Annotated in this window: 15 protein-coding genes; 11 read left to right on the top strand and 4 right to left on the bottom strand. The window is 71.9% G+C overall.

Annotation, left to right across the window (positions count from 1 at the left end; all coding sequences use genetic code 11):
• Positions 1-57: 57 nt before the first annotated feature.
• Positions 58-1,596 carry a SulP family inorganic anion transporter gene (locus ACH9D2_RS12835; protein ID WP_396363200.1) on the bottom strand — a complete coding sequence of 513 codons (1,539 nt, stop codon included), beginning with the start codon at positions 1,594-1,596 and terminating at the stop codon, positions 58-60.
• A 296-nt stretch (positions 1,597-1,892) separates the two neighbouring features.
• On the opposite strand from ACH9D2_RS12835, the gene ACH9D2_RS12830 reads away from it, so the two are divergent.
• Entirely contained in the window at positions 1,893-2,288 is a 396-nt protein-coding gene (locus ACH9D2_RS12830; RefSeq protein ID WP_396363190.1) for a MerR family transcriptional regulator, read from the top strand.
• Positions 2,289-2,438: 150 nt separating this feature from the next.
• Positions 2,439-3,404, top strand: a complete 966-nt coding sequence (locus tag ACH9D2_RS12825; protein WP_396363189.1) for an ADP-ribosylglycohydrolase family protein — start codon at positions 2,439-2,441, stop codon at positions 3,402-3,404.
• Positions 3,405-3,643: 239 nt separating this feature from the next.
• On the opposite strand, the gene ACH9D2_RS12820 is transcribed toward ACH9D2_RS12825, so the two are convergent.
• Complete coding sequence (locus ACH9D2_RS12820) at positions 3,644-5,275, bottom strand: peptide chain release factor 3 (RefSeq protein WP_396363188.1); 1,632 nt, start codon at positions 5,273-5,275, stop codon at positions 3,644-3,646.
• Positions 5,276-5,316: 41 nt separating this feature from the next.
• Between ACH9D2_RS12820 and ACH9D2_RS12815 the strand changes: the two genes are divergently transcribed.
• Positions 5,317-5,448, top strand: a complete 132-nt coding sequence (locus tag ACH9D2_RS12815) for a hypothetical protein (protein ID WP_396363187.1) — start codon at positions 5,317-5,319, stop codon at positions 5,446-5,448.
• On the top strand, positions 5,445-5,870 hold the full coding sequence (locus ACH9D2_RS12810; RefSeq protein WP_396363186.1) for a cupredoxin domain-containing protein: 426 nt from the start codon (positions 5,445-5,447) through the stop codon (positions 5,868-5,870). The genes ACH9D2_RS12815 and ACH9D2_RS12810 overlap by 4 nt, the downstream gene beginning before the upstream one ends.
• Positions 5,871-6,050: 180 nt before the next feature.
• Here ACH9D2_RS12810 and ACH9D2_RS12805 read toward each other — a convergent pair whose 3' ends face one another.
• Complete coding sequence (locus tag ACH9D2_RS12805; RefSeq protein ID WP_396363185.1) at positions 6,051-7,316, bottom strand: MFS transporter; 1,266 nt, start codon at positions 7,314-7,316, stop codon at positions 6,051-6,053.
• A 3-nt stretch (positions 7,317-7,319) separates the two neighbouring features.
• Positions 7,320-7,679 carry a universal stress protein gene (locus ACH9D2_RS12800; protein WP_396363184.1) on the bottom strand — a complete coding sequence of 120 codons (360 nt, stop codon included), beginning with the start codon at positions 7,677-7,679 and terminating at the stop codon, positions 7,320-7,322.
• 305 nt (positions 7,680-7,984) lie between these two features.
• Here ACH9D2_RS12800 and ACH9D2_RS12795 point away from each other — a divergent pair, with 305 nt between their 5' ends.
• The 7 genes from ACH9D2_RS12795 (at position 7,985) to amaB (ending at position 16,645) form a co-directional block, all read left to right on the top strand.
• Positions 7,985-8,941, top strand: a complete 957-nt coding sequence (locus tag ACH9D2_RS12795; RefSeq protein ID WP_396363199.1) for a tripartite tricarboxylate transporter substrate-binding protein — start codon at positions 7,985-7,987, stop codon at positions 8,939-8,941.
• Positions 8,941-9,513: a tripartite tricarboxylate transporter TctB family protein gene (locus tag ACH9D2_RS12790; RefSeq protein ID WP_396363183.1), complete on the top strand. Its 573-nt coding sequence runs from the start codon at positions 8,941-8,943 to the stop codon at positions 9,511-9,513. The genes ACH9D2_RS12795 and ACH9D2_RS12790 overlap by 1 nt, the downstream gene beginning before the upstream one ends.
• Before the next feature lies 1 nt (position 9,514).
• Positions 9,515-11,020: a tripartite tricarboxylate transporter permease gene (locus tag ACH9D2_RS12785; RefSeq protein WP_396363182.1), complete on the top strand. Its 1,506-nt coding sequence runs from the start codon at positions 9,515-9,517 to the stop codon at positions 11,018-11,020.
• Positions 11,021-11,581: 561 nt separating this feature from the next.
• A complete protein-coding gene (locus ACH9D2_RS12780; protein WP_396363181.1) occupies positions 11,582-12,247 on the top strand; it encodes an FCD domain-containing protein in 666 nt (221 codons plus the stop codon).
• Between the two features lie 161 nt (positions 12,248-12,408).
• Complete coding sequence (locus tag ACH9D2_RS12775) at positions 12,409-13,599, top strand: FAD-dependent oxidoreductase (protein WP_396363180.1); 1,191 nt, start codon at positions 12,409-12,411, stop codon at positions 13,597-13,599.
• A 59-nt stretch (positions 13,600-13,658) separates the two neighbouring features.
• Positions 13,659-15,068, top strand: coding sequence for a 2-oxoadipate dioxygenase/decarboxylase (hglS, locus tag ACH9D2_RS12770; RefSeq protein WP_396363179.1), 1,410 nt, complete (start codon positions 13,659-13,661; stop codon positions 15,066-15,068).
• 50 nt (positions 15,069-15,118) lie between these two features.
• A complete protein-coding gene (gene amaB, locus ACH9D2_RS12765; RefSeq protein ID WP_396363178.1) occupies positions 15,119-16,645 on the top strand; it encodes an L-piperidine-6-carboxylate dehydrogenase in 1,527 nt (508 codons plus the stop codon).
• Positions 16,646-16,753 lie beyond the last annotated feature (108 nt).

Here is a 16,753-nt window from a genome sequence, read left to right as displayed (position 1 = left end):
CTTCGGAACCGGTGCTGGGCCACCCCTGAAGGAGGTCCGGCACCGGTTCCGGTGCCCCTAGTGACCGCCGTTGTTGAGCATGCCGCCCAGGCGCACGCGCATCCTGCGGCTGGCCTGGTTGAGCCCGACGATCTCCACGTCCTTGCCGTAGTGAGCATACTTGTCGGTCACGGAGTCCAGGGCGGCCACGGTGGAGGCGTCCCACAGGTGGGAGTCGTAGAAGTCGATCACCACGTGCTGGGGATCCCCGGCGTAGTCGAACTTCGTGTAGAGGTCGTTGGAGGAGGCGAAGAACAGCTCCCCGCTGAGGGTGTACTTGGCGATCCGCTCCCCGAAGTGCTCCTCCACGGTGCGCTCCACATTGACCATGTGAGCGACCCTGCGGGCGAAGGCGACCATCGCGACCAGCACACCCACGATCACGCCGATGGCCAGGTTGTGGGTCCACACGGTCACGACCACGGTCGAGAGCATGACCATGGTCTCCGGGACCGGCATCCGGGCCAGGGTGGTCGGACGGATGGAGTGCCAGTCGAAGGTGGCCCAGGAGACGAAGATCATCACGGCCACCAGCGCGGCCATCGGGATGATCGCCACGACCGGGCCCAGGGCCACGGCCAGCACCAGCACCAGCACACCGGCGGAGAAGGTCGAGATCCTGGTCCGAGCGCCGGAGGCCTTGACGTTGATCATGGTCTGGCCGATCATCGCGCAGCCACCCATCCCGCCGAAGAACCCGGTGATGATGTTCGCCCCGCCCTGGCCCCAGGACTCGCGGGTCTTGTTCGAGCGGGTGTCGGTGACGTCGTCGACGAGCTTGGCCGTCATCAGGGATTCGAGCAGCCCCACCAGCGCCATGGTGAAGGCGTAGGGGGCCAGGAGCTGGAACGTCTCCAGGGTCAGCGGCACGTCGGGGAGGAAGAAGGTGGGCAGCGCGTCGGGCAGCTCGCCCTTGTCCCCGACCGTGGGCACCACGATCGCGGCGAGCACGGCGATGACGGTGACGACGACGATGCTCACCAACGGGGCCGGCACCGCCTTGGTCACCCGCGGCAGCACGAAGATGATCACCAGGCCCAGAGCCGTGAGCGGGTACACCAGCCAGGGCACCCCGATCAGTTCGGGCAGCTGGGAGGTGAAGATCAGGATGGCCAGAGCGTTGACGAAGCCCACCATGACCGACCGCGGGATGAAGCGCATGAGCTTCGCGGCACCGACCAGGGCCAGGATCACCTGGAAGATCCCGGCCAGGATGACGGCGGCGATGAAGTGGTCCATGCCGTGGGAGGCGACCAGCGGTGCAATGACCAGCGCGGTGGCCGCAGTGGCTCCGGAGATCATCGCCGGGCGCCCGCCCAGGAACGAGATGGTCACCGCCATGATGGAGGCCGCGAAGAGTCCCACCTGGGGATCCACTCCGGCGATCAGGGAGAAGGCGATGGCCTCGGGGATCAGCGCGAGGGCCACCACCAGGCCCGCCAGGACCTCGGTCTTGAGCCGGCGCGGGGACGTCAGAGTGCCCAGCACGGACTGGCGCTGCTCGGGGGAGAGCTCGACATGACCCGGTGCTCTCTGGTCCTCCTCGGCCGGGCTCATCACGGGCAGTGCCCCGGTGCGCGGTCCTCGCTCCTCGCGGGTGCTGGCCATGGACGGCCTCCAATGCTTCTTGCGGGCACAGGGGCGCCCTCGGTGATGTCGGTGCTGATGCAAGAGGGCGTTGCCTCACGCCGGTTCGGCGGTCCCGGAACCGGTCGGCTCGACGACCCACCGCCTTCGCCCACCGCAACTCTACCCTAACGTCATGGTAGAGTTGCGGTGAGTTCGTGCGCGATACCTCACAGTGAGCCACTGACGACGAACGGGCATCCAGGACCAGGAGAACCACCGGCTCGATGATGAAGATCGGGGAAGTGGCCGATCACGCGAGGGTGTCCTTGCGGACCCTGCGCCATTACGACACCATCGGCCTGCTGCCCCCCTCGGGGCGCTCCGACGGAGGGTTCCGGCTCTACACCGAGACCGACTACCAGCGCCTGGAGACCATCCGGGGAATGACGGCTCTGGACTGGTCGCTGGAGCAGGTGACCGAGGTGATGCGCATCCTCACCGAGCTCGAGGCTCCGCAGACAACGTCCCGGCGCCACGCCCTGCTGCGGGATCTGGCGCGGTACGCCGCCGAGGCACAGAGGCAACGGCTTGAGCTGGCCGAGAAGCTGCAGCGCGCCGACCGCTTCATCGCCACCCTGCGGAGCAGGGACGGGGGCACCGGGGACGCTGCCGTGGCCTGACCGGCCCCGGCGGCGTCCTCGGCCCCGCGGTCGTCGTGGCGCCAGGCACGCGGGGCACCTCCGGGGGCCGGCCTGTCGCCACGGGTCAGGAGGCCGTCCGCGACGACCCCTGGTGGAGAGAGCCCACCACCGCCGACGAAAGAGGCAGGAATGGCTGACAGACCGCAGATGGTCGACCGGGTACTCGGCCTGTTGGCCGGCACGGCCGTGGGCGACGGGCTGGGTGCTCCCTTCGAGGGTCGGTCCTTGGTGCCGGCCACGGCCCTGGACCGGTGGATCTTCTCCTCCCGGACTCTTCACCACACCGACGACACCGCCATGGCCATGGTGCTGGCCGAGCACCTGGCCCTCAGTGGGGGCATCGACCAGGCCGTGCTGGCCTCGGACTTCGCCGTGGCCTGGTACCAGGAACCGTTGCGCGGCTACGGGGGCGGCGCCGCGCGGGTGCTGGCGGCCATCGCCGACGGGGCGGACTGGCGCCAGGCGGCCGTGTCGGTGTTCGAGGGAGGATCCTGGGGCAACGGGGCGGCGATGCGGGTGGCCCCGGTGGCCGTGGTGTCCACGAGCGTGCCCGAGGCCGCCGAGCTGGGTCGGCGCAGCGCAGAGATCACCCACACCCACGCCCACGGCCGCCACGGAGCCGCCCTCCAGTCGGCGGCGGCCCATCTGGCGCTGCACAGCGACCCCGATCATCCGCTGGACACGGACGCTTTCCTCGTCGACCTCACCGACGTCGTGCCCTCGTCGTCGTGGCAGGAGAAGCTGGCCGGCATCAGTGCGCTGCTCGGACGCGAGGCCTCGACCGAGGAGGCGGCCGGGGCTCTGGGCAACGACATCAGCGCCCTCGGCTCGGTGCCGCTGGCCGTCTTCGCCTTCCTGCGCCACGCCGAGGCCCCGGAGGCGGCGATCCGCTGCGCCGTCCGCTGCGGAGGCGACACCGACACCATCGCGGCCATGACCGGGGCCCTCTCCGGAGCCCGGCACGGATACGCGGGGCTGCCCGCGTCATGGACCTTCCGCCTGGAGGCGGGACCCCGCCTGCACCGGATCACCGCACAGCTCACGCAGGACCGGTCAGCCGGTGACTTGACCCGGCGCCGCCCGCGGGAGGAGTAGCACCCTCCCCGTGGCGCCCCTGGCGATCAGGGAGGGGAGACCACCGACACCCCCGCCGTCCGTCCCGGTGCGCTCATTGCGGAGAGCACTTCACCGGCCACCACGCCCCCGGAGCCCACACCGGGTTCGGTCGCGAGGAACTGCCGGTCCGTCGATGGCGGACGAGGTGGCGGACGAGGTGGCGGGACACGGTCCCGGCGATGATCGACGCGAGGTCGGCGGCCTCGGGCCGAGAGCACTCAGTCGAGATCCCCGCCGATCGGTTCCAGGGCGACCTCGGGGGCGTGGGTGGCCACTCGGCCCAGCTTCCACTTGTCGGTGAACACCGCGATCGGCTCGCCGTCGGCCCGCCGGAGCACCTCGGTCCCGGGGATGCGGTTGAGGACCTCGGGGTCCGGGGCGATCACCCGCCGGGCGAGGGTGTAGGGCAGGGCCTCCAGGCGCACCTGCGCGCCGAACTCCCGGTCCATCCGGTCGGCGACGACCTCGAACTGCATCGGGCCCACCGCCGCCAGCACCGGGGCCTGGTCCCCGCGGGTCTCGGAGCGCAGCACCTGGATCACGCCCTCGTGCTCGAGCTGGGTGATCCCACGGCGGAACTGCTTGGCCCGCCCGGCGTCCACCGCCCGGGCCACCTGGAAGTGCTCGGGAGAGAAGTGCGGGATGGGCGGGAAGGTCACCGGGGTCCCCACGTAGACGCTGTCCCCGGCCCGCAGCGCCGAGGCGTTGACCAGCCCCACCACGTCCCCGGGAAAGGCCACGTCGATCGTCTCCCGGTCCCGGCCGAACACGTGGTGGGCGTACTTGGTGGCGAAGGGTTTGCCCGTGGCGGCGTGGGTGAGCACCATGCCGCGGTGGAAGACCCCGGAGCAGACCCGCAGGAACGCCACGTGGTCCCGGTGGGCGCGGTCCATCCCCGCCTGCAGCTTGAACACGAACCCGGAGAACGGGGCCTCGACCGGGCGCGGAGTCCCGTCGGCGTCCGGCCGGGGGCCGGCCGGTGGCGCCAGGTCGACCAGGACGTCGAGCAGGGTGGCCACTCCGAAGTTCATCGCGGCGGCAACGAAGAGCACCGGGGTGGACTCCGCCGCGCGAAAGGCCTCGAGCTCGAACGCCCCGTTGCTCTCGGCCACCAGGGCGGCCGTCTCCACGGCCTCCGTCCACGCCGCGCCCTCCAGCTCGGCCGCCTGCTCGGGGGCGAAGACCTCCGTCTCCGCGAGGGCGGCACCGGCGGCCATTCGCCGGTACCGGGTGTAGGCGCGGGTGCGGGGATCCAGGGTGCCCCGGAAATCCCCGGACAGACCCACCGGCCAGCTCAGCGGCACCGGTGTCCGCCCGGTCCGCTGCTGGACCTCGTCGATGAGCTCCAGCGCGTCCTTGCCCGGCCGGTCCCACTTGTTGATCACGGTGATCACCGGCAGGCCCCGCCGTGCGCACACGTCGAAGAGCTTCAGGGTCTGGGTCTCCAGTCCCTTGGCCGCGTCGATCAGCATCACCGCGCAGTCCACCGCGGCCAGCACCCGGTAGGTGTCCTCGGAGAAGTCGGCGTGACCGGGGGTGTCGAGCAGGTTGAACACGGTGTCGCGGTAGGTGAACTGCAGGGCGGCCGAACTGATCGAGATGCCCCGCTCCTGCTCCATCTGCATCCAGTCGGAGACCGTGGAGCGGCGGCTGGCCTTGCCGTGCGTCGCCCCGGCCTCCTCGATCACGTGCGCGTGCAGGGCCAGAGCTTCCGTCAGCGTCGACTTGCCCGCGTCCGGGTGCGAGATCACCGCGAACGTCCGCCGCCGGAACGCCTCGTGCCGCACCTGGGTGGGCGTGCCCTCGCCGGCCGTCTCGGCCGGCGAGCGTTCTGGGTGGTGTACGGACATACCCCTGAATCTACCCTGACGTCAAGGTATGCGTTGAACGCATGATGCGCCGCCCCGACATCCCCCGCACCAGCGCCCCGCCCCCGGGGACGGTCCTGCTCCCGGTGGCCGGGGCCTCGGCCGCCACCGGCGTGCCGGCACGCTCCGGGGACCACGCAGAGGAGCACAGATGAACATCACCCGCGGCATCATCACCGTGGTCCTGGCGGCAGCTCTCGCCGGGGCCACAGGGTGCGCAGCCCGCAGCGGCCCCTCCGGCGAAGAGCCCGAGCCGCCCGCAGCAAGTGCCCCGGCGGCAACGCCCTCCCCCGGTGCGGGGGGCACGGAAGGTTCGCCCGCCGAAGCAGCGCAAGCGGTGATCACCGTCGAGGACTTCGCCTATGAACTGCCCTCCTCGGTGGCCCCCGGCTCCACCGTCACCGTGATCAACGAGGGCGAGGCCACGCACACCGTGACGGCTCAGGGCGAAGGGACGTTCGAGGCCATCGCGGCAGGAGGAGAGACCGTCACCTTCACCGCTCCCGAAGAGCCCGGTGACTACTCCATCACCTGCACGTACCACCCGGACATGTCCGGAGTCCTGACTGTCGAGTAGACCTGCTCCCGGTCCACGGCCGGCGAGCCCCGGTGGCCACCCGGGCCACGACTCGCTCCGGCGGGCCCCGCCCGCCGGTCCGGACCTCCCGGTCCTGCTCGTCCTCCAGCTGACCGGGCCGGATCGTGCCGCCCTCGTGGTGTCCCTGTGCCGGGACCGTCGGAACGGCCCCGCGCCCGGCTAGCGCCGGACGGTCTTCTCCATCCCGCTGACCAGCAGCACCGCGCACGTGAACCAGATCGCCCCGGCCGGGCCCAGCGGCGCGGCCACCAGGCCCGCGAGCAGGGGCATGGCCACCTGGCCCGCCCGGTTGCCGACGAGCCGCACGGCGAGCGCCGAGCCCCGCCACGCGACGGGCACCGCGGTGGACACCAGCGTCATGGTGATCGGCTGCCCCAGGCCCAGGCAGAAGCCGCCCACGAAGAGGAGCAGGGCGGCGAGCCACGGCACCGTGATGACGGCCGGCGGGACGGCCAGCGCGCACCCGGCGCCGTAGAGGCTGACCAGCAGCAGGGCGCGCCGGGACATCCGGTGGGCCAGCCACGGCAGCAGGACGCGGGAGAGGATCGACGCGCCGCCGCGCACGGCCAGCAGGACGCCGATCCACGCCGGGGACACCCCTGCCCGCTCCCCCACCAGCGGCAGGAAAGCGGTGAGGATGTCGAGCATCGCGAGCAGGGCCAGGGCCGCCAGCATGTGGGACGGGACCCCCGGGACCTTGAGGATCCGCACCATGGACGCGCGTGGCGCCGCCCCCGGGACCACCTCGAGCTCACCGGTGGCGGGAGCGGCCGGTTCGGCGGCTGCGGCGTCGTCGTTCCGGGCGGACCCGCGGGCGGGCCCGGCCGCTCGCGGGCGCAGGAGCATGACGGGCGCCACGAGGAGCGAGAGGCCGGCCCCGATCCACAGGGACAGGGTGATGTCGGCGATCCGCTGGGGCGAGGCGACGTCGCCGCCCGAGCCCAGCAGCGCCCCGGCCAGCAGCGGGCCCACCAGCTGCCCGGCGGAGAAGGCGGCGGTGAACCAGCCGAAGCCCTTGTCCAGCTGGTCGGGCGGCGAGAAGCGGGCGACCGCCGACTGTCCGGCGATGGTGAACACCAGGTGCCCCATGCCGAGCAGGGCGCTGGCCACGGCGACGAGCACCACGCTGGGCGCGAGGGCCAGCGCGACCGCGCCGAGGGCGAGGACCAGGGCACCGGTGACCACCATCGTGCGCAGGTCCCGCACCCGGTCGGTCATCCGCCCCAGCCACATGGCCGTGGCGAGGGGCAGCACGGCGTAGGCGGCCGTGACCAGGCCGACCGTCACGGAGTCCGCGTCCAGGGACAGCAACTTGTAGGTGGTGACCGGGCGCACCAGGTTCAGGGCGGTCTGCGTGAGCAGGGCCCCGGCCACGAGGAACCACAGCCAGGCCCCGGACCGGGCCTCCGGGGCGGTCGAGGCCATGCCTCAGGAGTGCCGGGGCTTGACCGCGATCACGGGGGAGTTGGCCTCGAGCAGGATCTGCTGGGCCGCGCTGCCCAGCAGCAGCTTGCCCACGGGGCTGCGGTGCTTCACGCCGATCACCACGGCGGAGGCATCCACCTGCTCCGCGGCGTCGAGGAGCTCGCCCACGGCGTCCCGGTTGCGGGTGTCGGGGGTGCGGAAGGTGACGGGCACGCCGTTGAGCTCACCGGTCTCGGGGTCGAGCTGGGCGCCCTCGAGGTTGAAGACCAGCAGGTCCTCCTGGCGGCGTCCGGCCTCCTCGACCGCGGCCGCGAGCGCGGCCTCGCCCTCAGGGGTGCTGGTTCGGGCAACGACGACGGTCATGGGAGCCTCCGCGGTGGGATGGGGAATTCAGGTGGGGAAATCAGCGGACAAAACGAGGTCCACCCTACGGCGGAACGCGCGAGGAACGTCTTTCCCGGCGTGAGCAGAATGCGCAGAACCAGCACAACGATCACTACGCACGAAAGGCCGATCAACGGCCGGCGCGTGACGCGGCTCACTTATCGTCGGATGAGCGGCTCGGACGGAGCCATGCACCCGCAACCTACGACCCAGGAAAGTGGATCCCCGTGAGTTCACCACCAGATCAGGCCCAGCCGGGCACCCGACGCCGGCACCCGGTCGTCATGACGGTCTACGGCGTCGTCGCCGCCGCCGTGATCGGCGTGGCCGCCTTCTTCTCGTTCCAGTCGGCCACGGCCGGCTCGGACATCCGCTCGAACCTCACCCTCATCGCCCCGGCCGGCGCCGGCGGCGGGTGGGACACGTTCATGCGGGAGCAGCAGCAGGCCATGCGGGTCAACAGCCTGGTCAACAACTCCCAGGTGGTGAACATCCCCGGCGCGGCCGGCACCATCGGACTCGGCCAGCTCTCCACCATGGAGGGGCAGGCCAACACCCTGATGGTCACGGGTGCGGGCCTGGTCGCCGGTGTCGCGCAGCTCGACTCGGCCGTCACGCACGACGACGTGCGCCCGATCGCCCGGGTGGTCGAGGAGTACGACGTCGTGGTGGTCCCCGCCGACTCCCCCTACGAGACCATCGACGAGCTCGTCGAGGCCTGGCGGGCGAACCCGGCCGAGGTCGCCTGGACCGGCGGCGGCACCTTCGACCAGCTCGTGATGACCGAGCTCGCGCTCGAGGCCGGCATCGAGCCCTCGGAGACCACCTACATCCCGAAGTCCGGCGGCGGCGAGGCCACCCAGGCCCTGATCACCGGCACCGCGGACGCGGCCACCTCCGGGTACATGGACGTGGCCGACCAGATCGAGGCCGGCCGGCTGAAGGCCCTGGGCATGGCCGCCCCGCAGCGGCTGGATGGCGTCGAGATCCCGACCCTCGCCGAACAGGGCTTCGCGGTCGACCTGGCCAACTGGCGGGCCGTCCTGGCCCCGCCCGGGATCACCGACGAGGAGTTCGCCGAGCTGCGGACCCTGCTCGAGGAGTCCGTCGCCACCCCGGAGTGGCAGGAGGCCGTCGAGCGCAACAAGTGGACCGAGGTGTACCTCGCGGGCGACGAGTTCGACGAGTTCATGGCCTCGGAGCAGGAGCGCATCGCCGCGCTGGTGGAGGAGATTTCCTGATGAGCACACCCATGTCCACGCACACCGGCACCGCCGGAGAGCGCCGGAACGACGCCCAGCCCCCGTGGGAGCAGCCGGAGACCGCGACGTCCTGGCGGAGCGGCCGCAGCGGCCTCGTGGTGCCCGCGGTGGTGGCCGCCTTCAGCACCTACCTGCTGATCGGCGCCCTGACCATGGAGATCCCGGAGGGCACCGACTTCCCCGGCCCCACGTTCTACCCGTTGATCCTGACCGTGGCCGGCTACGTCCTGGCCGCCCTGCTCGTACTCCACTACCTGCGCACTCCCGAGCACCCCGCGGAGCTCTCGGCGCGCACCTGGCGGACGCACTCGGACTGGACCGCGGTGGCCTGGTCCGCGGGCGGGTTCCTGGCCTTCGCCCTCACGCTCGAGCTGCTGGGCTGGATCCTGGCCGCCGCCCTGCTGTTCTGGGCCGTGGCCCGCGGCTTCGGCAGCCGCCGGCCCCTGTTCGACATCTCGCTCGCCCTGCTCGTGAGCAGCGCGATCTACCTGGCATTCACCGTCGGCCTGGGGCTCAACCTCCCGTCCGGCATCCTGGGAGGCGGTTTCTGACATGGACGCACTCAATCTGTTGATGGACGGGTTCGCCGGCGCGCTGACCCCCATGAACCTGCTGTGGGTCGTGGTCGGCTGCCTCCTCGGCACCGCCGTGGGCGTGCTGCCCGGTCTCGGCTCCTCCATGGCCGTGGCCCTGCTCCTGCCCATGACCTTCGCCCTGGACCCCACCGCGGCGTTCATCCTCTTCGCCGGCGTGTACTTCGGCGGCCTGTTCGGCGACTCGACCATGGCCATCCTGATGAACACCCCGGGGCAGGGCTCCGCGATCGCCTCCACGTTCGAGGGCCACAAGATGGCCAAGGACGGGCGGGCCCCGCAGGCCCTGGCCACCGCCGCGATCGGCGCGTTCATCGGCGGCATGGTCGCCTCCGTGGTCGTGGTCTTCCTGGCGCCCCGGCTCGCGGACTTCTCCGCGAACTTCGGCCCGGCCGAGTACTTCGCCCTGGCCCTCTTCGCCTTCGTGGCCACGTCCTCCGTGGTCTCGGACTCCGCGGTCAAGGGCCTGGTCTCCCTGGTCCTGGGCCTGGGCATCGCGACCGTGGGCATCGACGCGATCTCCGGTTCGGAGCGCTTCACCTACGGCTCGGCCAACCTGTTCGACGGGATCTCCCTGGTGACCGTCTCCGTCGCGATCCTGGCCCTGGGCGAGGTCCTGTACGTGGCCTCCCGGATCCGCCGCGACCCGGTCGCCCACCAGATGAAGGTCACCGGGCGCCCCTTCCTCTCCCGCGCGGAGCTCAAGGAGGCCGCTCCGGCCTGGGCGCGCGGCACCGCGATCGGACTGCCCTTCGGCGTGATCCCGGTGGGTGGCGCCGAGGTGCCGACCTTCATGTCCTACGACCTCGAGCGCCGCATCGACCGCCGCCGCCCGAACCCGATGTTCGGCAAGGGCGCGATCCGCGGCCTGGCCGCCCCCGAGGCGGCCGGCAACGCCACCACCGGCACCGCGATGGGTGCGCTGCTGGCCCTGGGCCTGCCCGTCTCGGCGACCGCGGCGATCATGCTCGCCGCCTTCCAGCAGTACGGCCTCCAGCCGGGCCCGCTGCTGTTCGACCGGGCGCCGGAGCTCGTGTGGGCGCTGCTGGCCAGCTTCTTCATCGCGATGGTCGTGCTGCTGGTCATCAACCTGCCCTTCGCCCAGCTGTGGGCCAAGCTCCTGCTGATCCCCAGCCAGTACCTCTACGCAGGGATCACGGTGTTCTGCGGGCTCGGCATCTACGCCACCTCCGGGGCGGTCTTCGACCTGCTGCTGCTGCTCGGGCTGGGCGTGCTGGGCTTCATCATGCGACGCCACGGCGTGCCGGTGGCCCCGCTGCTGATCGGCATGGTGCTGGGCCCGCTGGCCGAGACCAGCCTGCGCGACGGCCTGCTGTCCTCCAACGGCGACTACTCGGTCTTCGTGACCGGGCCCATCCCGCTGGTGCTCTACGGCCTGCTGTTCATCGTGCTGGCGCTGACCGTCCGGTCCAAGATCGTCAACCGCGCCCGCCGGGACGTGTAGTCCCCCGGTCCCGCCACGTGCTGCTGCGACCCGCCCCGGAACTGCCCGGGGCGGGTCGCGGCAGCACGTGCGCACTCGGGGCGGTGAGGACACCGCGCCACGGCGTCCGGCGTCCCGTCCCGTCCACCGAGCCCCCACGGACGAGGTCGCTCCCGACATCTGCTGGCCCAGCATGGTGCTGCGGTCCCCGCGCGCCGCGATCGGCAGCCGGCCGGTGCGGAAGTGCTCACGGTGGGCGAGGACCTCCTCCTGGAGCACACCGGACAGGAGCCGGATCCCGAGCAGGTCGGGCACGGCCGGTGAAGGACATGGCGACGGAGACCGGTCGGCCGAGCCGGACGGCCGCCGATCCGCTCGCAGCGGCGGGACCCGCCCGGCGCGATCGGTCGTCGTGGCCGCGCGACGCCCACCACCTCATAGCTTGTCGACAACTCATAACATGCTCAGAGAGCACCCCTGCCAACCGTTCCGCGCGGTCGCGACTGCTATGTTTTCAGCACGTTGACAGGCGGGTGGCAGCGGACGATGACCCCAAGGGCTCCCAGGGCGGACAGGGAAAAGATGAAGCGGACCCAGGACTGGGGCGACGACCTCGCGCTCGCCGCGCTCACCCGGTCGACGCTCAAGGACTCGACGGAGGCCCTGATCCGCCGCGCCCTGCTCAGCGGAGCCATGCGCCCCGGTGAGATCTACTCGGCCAACAGCCTCGCCGCACGCCTCGGAGTCTCCAACAGCCCGACCCGCGAGGCCATGATGTCGCTGGTCAACAAGGGCCTGCTGGAACTCGTGCGCAACCGGGGTTTCCGCGTGGTGGAGCTGACCGACCGGGACAAGCAGGAGGTCTACGACCTGCGTCGGCTCATCGAGGTGGAGGCTGTGCGACGGGTCGCCGAGCAGGGCGTCGACCCGGACCAGGCCGCCCTGCTGCGGACCCTGACCGAACACACCGTGGCCGCCTCCGGGGGCCGCGACATGCTCGAGTACCTCGAGGCGGACCAGCAGTTCCACGCCGCCCTCGTGGGGATGCTGCAGAACACGCGATGGACCGCGATCGTGGAGAACCTGCGGGACCAGTCCCGGATCAACGGGTCCTACCACCTGCAGGAGCGCGACCTGCTGGAGACCAGCGCCCTGGAGCACCGGGGCATCACCGAGGCGGTCGTCGCGGGCGACCCGGCGCGGGCGGCGGAGCTGATGATCCGCCACCTCGACTATGCCCGCCCCTGACGGCGAGGCACCGCCCGGGAACGGGATGGCCGAAATGCTGGACCGTCCCCTTGACCCCGCTGAACCTCCGAGCGCAGGATGTCGTTATCGATAACGTATAACTTTGAGGCGGCGTCGGGACGGCGGGCGTCGCCCCGGTGCGGAGCAGAGGGAGGGTCCCCGTGGTGGACCAGATCGTCGGGCTCGACCCGACCTGCGCCACCGCGCAACCCCCGGCCGCCGACGTCGTCGTCGTCGGCGGCGGGATCATGGGCCTGAGCACGGCCTGGCACCTCGCCGCACAGGGAGTGCGCAACATCGTGGTGCTGGAGCGCACCGACCTCGGCAGCGGGTCCTCCGCCAAGCCCCTCGGCGGCGTGCGGGCGAACTTCTCCGACCCCGGCAACATCGAGCTCGGCCGGCGCTCCCTGGAGGCCTTCCGGCGGTTCCCCCGGCAGTTCGGGGTGGACATCGGGTTCCAGCAGGTGGGCTATCTCTTCCTGTGCCGCTCGGACGCCGAGGTCGAGGACCTGCAGCGGGCCACCGGGGTCCAGAACGGCCTGGGGATCGACAGCCGCATGGTGTCCCCGCAGGAGGCGGCCGAGATCAACCCGCTGCTCGACCCGGCGGCCCTGACCGGGGCCTCGTTCTCCCCCGGCGACGGGTTCGCCGTTCCCTCTGCGGTGATCGCCGGCTACGCCGCCGCGGCGGTCGAGCTCGGCGTGACGATCGTCGACCGCACCGAGGTGCTGGACGTCCAGCGCAGCACCGGCGCGATCGAGTCGGTGACCACCCAGCGCGGCACCATCCGCACGAACACGGTCGTGTGCTGCGCCGGGGCGTGGAGCGCCCGGATCGGGGCGATGGTCGATGTGGACCTGCCCGTGACCCCCGTCCGGAGGCTCATCGGCCTCACCCGGCAGCGCTCGCTGCCCTGTCCCCGGGTGCCCTTCACCCTGGACCTCTCGACCACGTTCTACCACCACAACTACCGCAACGGTCTGCTGCTGGGCATCTCCCACCAGCAGGAGCCCGGGTTCTGCCGCGAGTTCGACCACGACTGGTTGCCCGAGCTCAACGCCGCGGCCGCCGTCTGCGCCCCGCAGCTCGAGCACCCCGACCTGGAGGGCGGCTGGGCCGGCCTCTACGAGAACACCCCCGACCGCAACGCGCTGATCGGCCACGCCCGCGAACTGCCCGGATTCTTCTACGCCACCGGGTTCTCCGGGCACGGTTTCCTCCAGGGCCCGGCCGTGGGCGAGCTGATGGCCGACCTCTACCTGGGCCGGTCCTCCTTCCTGGACCCCGGCCACTTCTCCGCCGACCGCTTCTCCGGGGCCGCCCAGGCCCTGCACGAGGTGAACATCATCTGAGCACCCACCCCGATCCCGCACCCGGCACCGTGTGCCGCACACTGAGAGGACGACCCGTCATGACGTTCCAGCCGCCCTGGCAGCTGAGGGCCCGGTTCGCCCGCCGGCTCTCCGAGATGTACGGCGAGGAGGTGCCGGCCTACACCACCCTGGTCGACGTCTCCACCGCCGTGAACGAGGACTTCCTGGCCCGCCACGGCGCCGACGCCGAGCGCCTGGGCAGCATCGGCCGCGTCACTGCCGAGCGCCACGGGGCGATCCGGGTGGGCTCGCCGCGGGAGATGGCGCAGGTGGCCCGGGTCTTCGCCGCCTTCGGGATGCACCCGGTGGGCTTCTACGACCTGCGCGACGCCTCGGCGTCCTCCGTGCCGGTGGTCTCCACCGCCTTCCGCCCCGTCGACCCCGAGGAGCTCGCCCGGAACCCGTTCCGGGTCTTCACCTCGATGCTCGCCGCCGACGACCCCCGGTTCTTCAGCAAGGACCTGCAGGAGCGGCTGCGGGAGTTCATCGACCGCCGCACCCTGTTCCCCGAGGAGCTGCTGGAGCTGGCGGACCGGGCAGCGGCGGACGGCGGCCTGGACACCGACGACGCCGAGCGGCTGCTCCGCCTGGCCACCCGGTGCTTCGAGCTCTCCGACGAGCCGGTGGACCACGCATGGTACCGGGAGCTCGAGGCCGTCTCCGCGGTGGCCTCCGACATCGGCGGGGTCACCACGACCCACATCAACCACCTCACCCCGCGCGTGCTCGACATCGACGACCTCTACGCGCGCATGGAAGCCCTGGGGATCACCATGATCGACGAGATCCAGGGTCCGCCCCGGTGGGAGGGCCCGGACGTCCTCCTGCGCCAGACCTCGTTCCGTGCCCTGGCCGAGGACCGGGTCTTCCGCTTCGAGGACGGCACCGTGGGCCCCGGTGCGCTGCGGGTGCGCTTCGGGGAGGTCGAGCAGCGCGGCATCGCCCTGACCCCCGCGGGACGGGAACTCTACGACCGGATGGTCGCCGAGACGGACCGGCGGCTCGCCGAGGGGGAGGGCGACGGGGTCCGTGTCGACGTGACCCGCGCCGTGTGGGAGGAGCACCTGCCCCGGACCGAGCAGGAGCTGGCCCTTCGGGGCCTGGCCTACTTCACCTACTCCCTCGACGAGGACGCCCTGGTCCGCCGGGACGCCCCTCCCGCCGGTGCGGGCCTCGAGCTCCGGTCGCTGATCGAGTCCGGTGTGGTGGTTCCGCAGCCCATCGTCTACGAGGACTTCCTGCCCCGCTCCGCGGCCGGGATCTTCCAGTCCAACCTCACCGACGAGGGCTCGCGCGACGACGCCCAGCTCGGCACCGACTACGACATCACCGTGCTCTCGCAGGTCGTGGGCCGCACGGTGGTCGACCCCCACGAGCTGTACCAGCGCCAGCAGGACGCGTCGGTGGCACGGCTGCGCGAGCAGCTCGGCGCCGTCGTCACCGGCTGAGCCCCGGACCCGCACCTCATCACCGGACCGCACCACACAGGAGAAGCGCCATGTCCCAGACCCTGCAGAACACCGCCCTGACCGCCGACGTCCACCGCGCCCTCCGGGCGTGCGGGGTCGACGTCGACGCCCTCTCCGGCGAGCTCGAGGCCCGCAGCCCCCTGACCGGCGAGGTGCTGGCGGGCCTGCCCCTGGCCTCCGCGGCGGACGTCGCCGCGGCCGTCGACCGGGCCGCCGAGGCGTTCCCCGTCTGGCGCGACGTCCCGGCTCCGGTGCGCGGGAACGTGGTCAAGCGGTGGGGCGAGCTGCTCACCGAGCACAAGGACGACCTCGCCGTGCTGGTGCAGGCCGAGGCGGGCAAGATCACCTCGGAGGCCCGCGGCGAGGTCCAGGAGATGATCGACGTCTGCGACTTCGCCGTCGGCCAGTCCCGCATGCTCTACGGCCGGACCATGCCCTCCGAGCGCCCCGGGCACCGGCTGATGGAGACCTGGCACCCCCTGGGTGTCGTGGGCGTCATCTCCGCCTTCAACTTCCCCGTGGCCGTCTACTCCTGGAACACCGCCCTCGCCCTGGTCTGCGGGGACACCGTCGTGTGGAAGCCCTCGGAGACGGTCGCGCTCAGCGCGACGGGCTCCCACGCCCTCCTGGCGCGCGCGGTGGCCGACTGCGGGGCCCCGGCCGAGATCCACCAGCTCGTGCTCGCCGACCGCGAGGGCGGCCAGGGCCTCGTGGACGATCCCCGGGTTGCCCTGGTCTCGGCCACCGGCTCGGTCCGGATGGGCCGCGAGGTCGCCCCGCGCGTGGCGGCCCGCTTCGGCCGCTGCCTGCTCGAGCTGGGCGGCAACAACGCCGCGATCGTCGCGCCCAGTGCCGACCTGGACCTCGCCCTGCGGGGCATCGTCTTCGCCGCCGTGGGCACGGCCGGCCAGCGCTGCACCACCATGCGGCGGCTGATCGTGCACGAGTCCGTCGTGGACGCCCTCACCGAGAAGCTGGTCCAGGCCTACGGCACCCTCAGCATCGGGGACCCGCGGGAGGTCTCGAACCTGGTCGGCCCGCTCATCAGCAGAAACAGCTACGAGGCCATGCAGGAGGCCCTGCGCACCGCCCAGGAGCAGGGAGGCACCGTCCTGACCGGCGGCGAGCGGGTGCTGGCCGAGGAGCGGCCGGAGGCCTATTACGTCGAGCCGGCCGTGGTGCGGATGCCGGCGCAGAGCGCGGTCGTCCGGGAGGAGACCTTCGCCCCGATCCTCTACGTGCTCACCTACTCGGAGTTCACCGAGGCCATCGAGCTGCAGAACGGTGTGCCGCAGGGCCTGTCCTCGGCCGTGTTCACCAACGACCAGCTCGAGGCCGAGCGGTTCCTCTCCTCCGCCGGGTCGGACTGCGGGATCGCCAACGTCAACATCGGCACCTCGGGCGCAGAGATCGGCGGGGCGTTCGGCGGCGAGAAGGAGACCGGCGGCGGGCGGGAGTCCGGCTCGGACTCGTGGAAGGCCTACATGCGCCAGGCCACCAACACCGTCAACTACTCCGGTGAGCTGCCTCTGGCCCAGGGCGTCGAGTTCCTCTGACCCCGTCGCCCCGCGCCCGGCCGGGCCGCGCCCGGCAGGCCGCCCGGGCCCTGGCCCAGGAACCGGTGCGCGAAGCCGTGCGGCTGCGCGGGAAGTCCCTGGTGCACT

This window comes from Kocuria rhizosphaericola (assembly GCF_044462205.1).
Classification (GTDB): Bacteria; Actinomycetota; Actinomycetes; order Actinomycetales; family Micrococcaceae; genus Kocuria; species Kocuria rhizosphaericola.
The sequence above is the reverse complement of the archived record's forward strand: the minus strand, read 5'-3'. Positions and strand labels throughout refer to the sequence as shown.

What these genes read in the sequence shown, in the direction of transcription:
- ACH9D2_RS12835 (WP_396363200.1), bottom strand. Translation starts at nt 1,596, where the DNA reads ATGAGCCCGGCCGAGGAGGACCAGAGAGCACCGGGTCATGTCGAGCTC.
- ACH9D2_RS12830 (WP_396363190.1), top strand. Translation starts at nt 1,893, where the DNA reads ATGATGAAGATCGGGGAAGTGGCCGATCACGCGAGGGTGTCCTTGCGG.
- ACH9D2_RS12825 (WP_396363189.1), top strand. Translation starts at nt 2,439, where the DNA reads ATGGCTGACAGACCGCAGATGGTCGACCGGGTACTCGGCCTGTTGGCC.
- ACH9D2_RS12820 (WP_396363188.1), bottom strand. Translation starts at nt 5,275, where the DNA reads ATGTCCGTACACCACCCAGAACGCTCGCCGGCCGAGACGGCCGGCGAG.
- ACH9D2_RS12815 (WP_396363187.1), top strand. Translation starts at nt 5,317, where the DNA reads ATGATGCGCCGCCCCGACATCCCCCGCACCAGCGCCCCGCCCCCGGGG.
- ACH9D2_RS12810 (WP_396363186.1), top strand. Translation starts at nt 5,445, where the DNA reads ATGAACATCACCCGCGGCATCATCACCGTGGTCCTGGCGGCAGCTCTC.
- ACH9D2_RS12805 (WP_396363185.1), bottom strand. Translation starts at nt 7,316, where the DNA reads ATGGCCTCGACCGCCCCGGAGGCCCGGTCCGGGGCCTGGCTGTGGTTC.
- ACH9D2_RS12800 (WP_396363184.1), bottom strand. Translation starts at nt 7,679, where the DNA reads ATGACCGTCGTCGTTGCCCGAACCAGCACCCCTGAGGGCGAGGCCGCG.
- ACH9D2_RS12795 (WP_396363199.1), top strand. Translation starts at nt 7,985, where the DNA reads ATGACGGTCTACGGCGTCGTCGCCGCCGCCGTGATCGGCGTGGCCGCC.
- ACH9D2_RS12790 (WP_396363183.1), top strand. Translation starts at nt 8,941, where the DNA reads ATGAGCACACCCATGTCCACGCACACCGGCACCGCCGGAGAGCGCCGG.
- ACH9D2_RS12785 (WP_396363182.1), top strand. Translation starts at nt 9,515, where the DNA reads ATGGACGCACTCAATCTGTTGATGGACGGGTTCGCCGGCGCGCTGACC.
- ACH9D2_RS12780 (WP_396363181.1), top strand. Translation starts at nt 11,582, where the DNA reads ATGAAGCGGACCCAGGACTGGGGCGACGACCTCGCGCTCGCCGCGCTC.
- hglS (WP_396363179.1), top strand. Translation starts at nt 13,659, where the DNA reads ATGACGTTCCAGCCGCCCTGGCAGCTGAGGGCCCGGTTCGCCCGCCGG.
- amaB (WP_396363178.1), top strand. Translation starts at nt 15,119, where the DNA reads ATGTCCCAGACCCTGCAGAACACCGCCCTGACCGCCGACGTCCACCGC.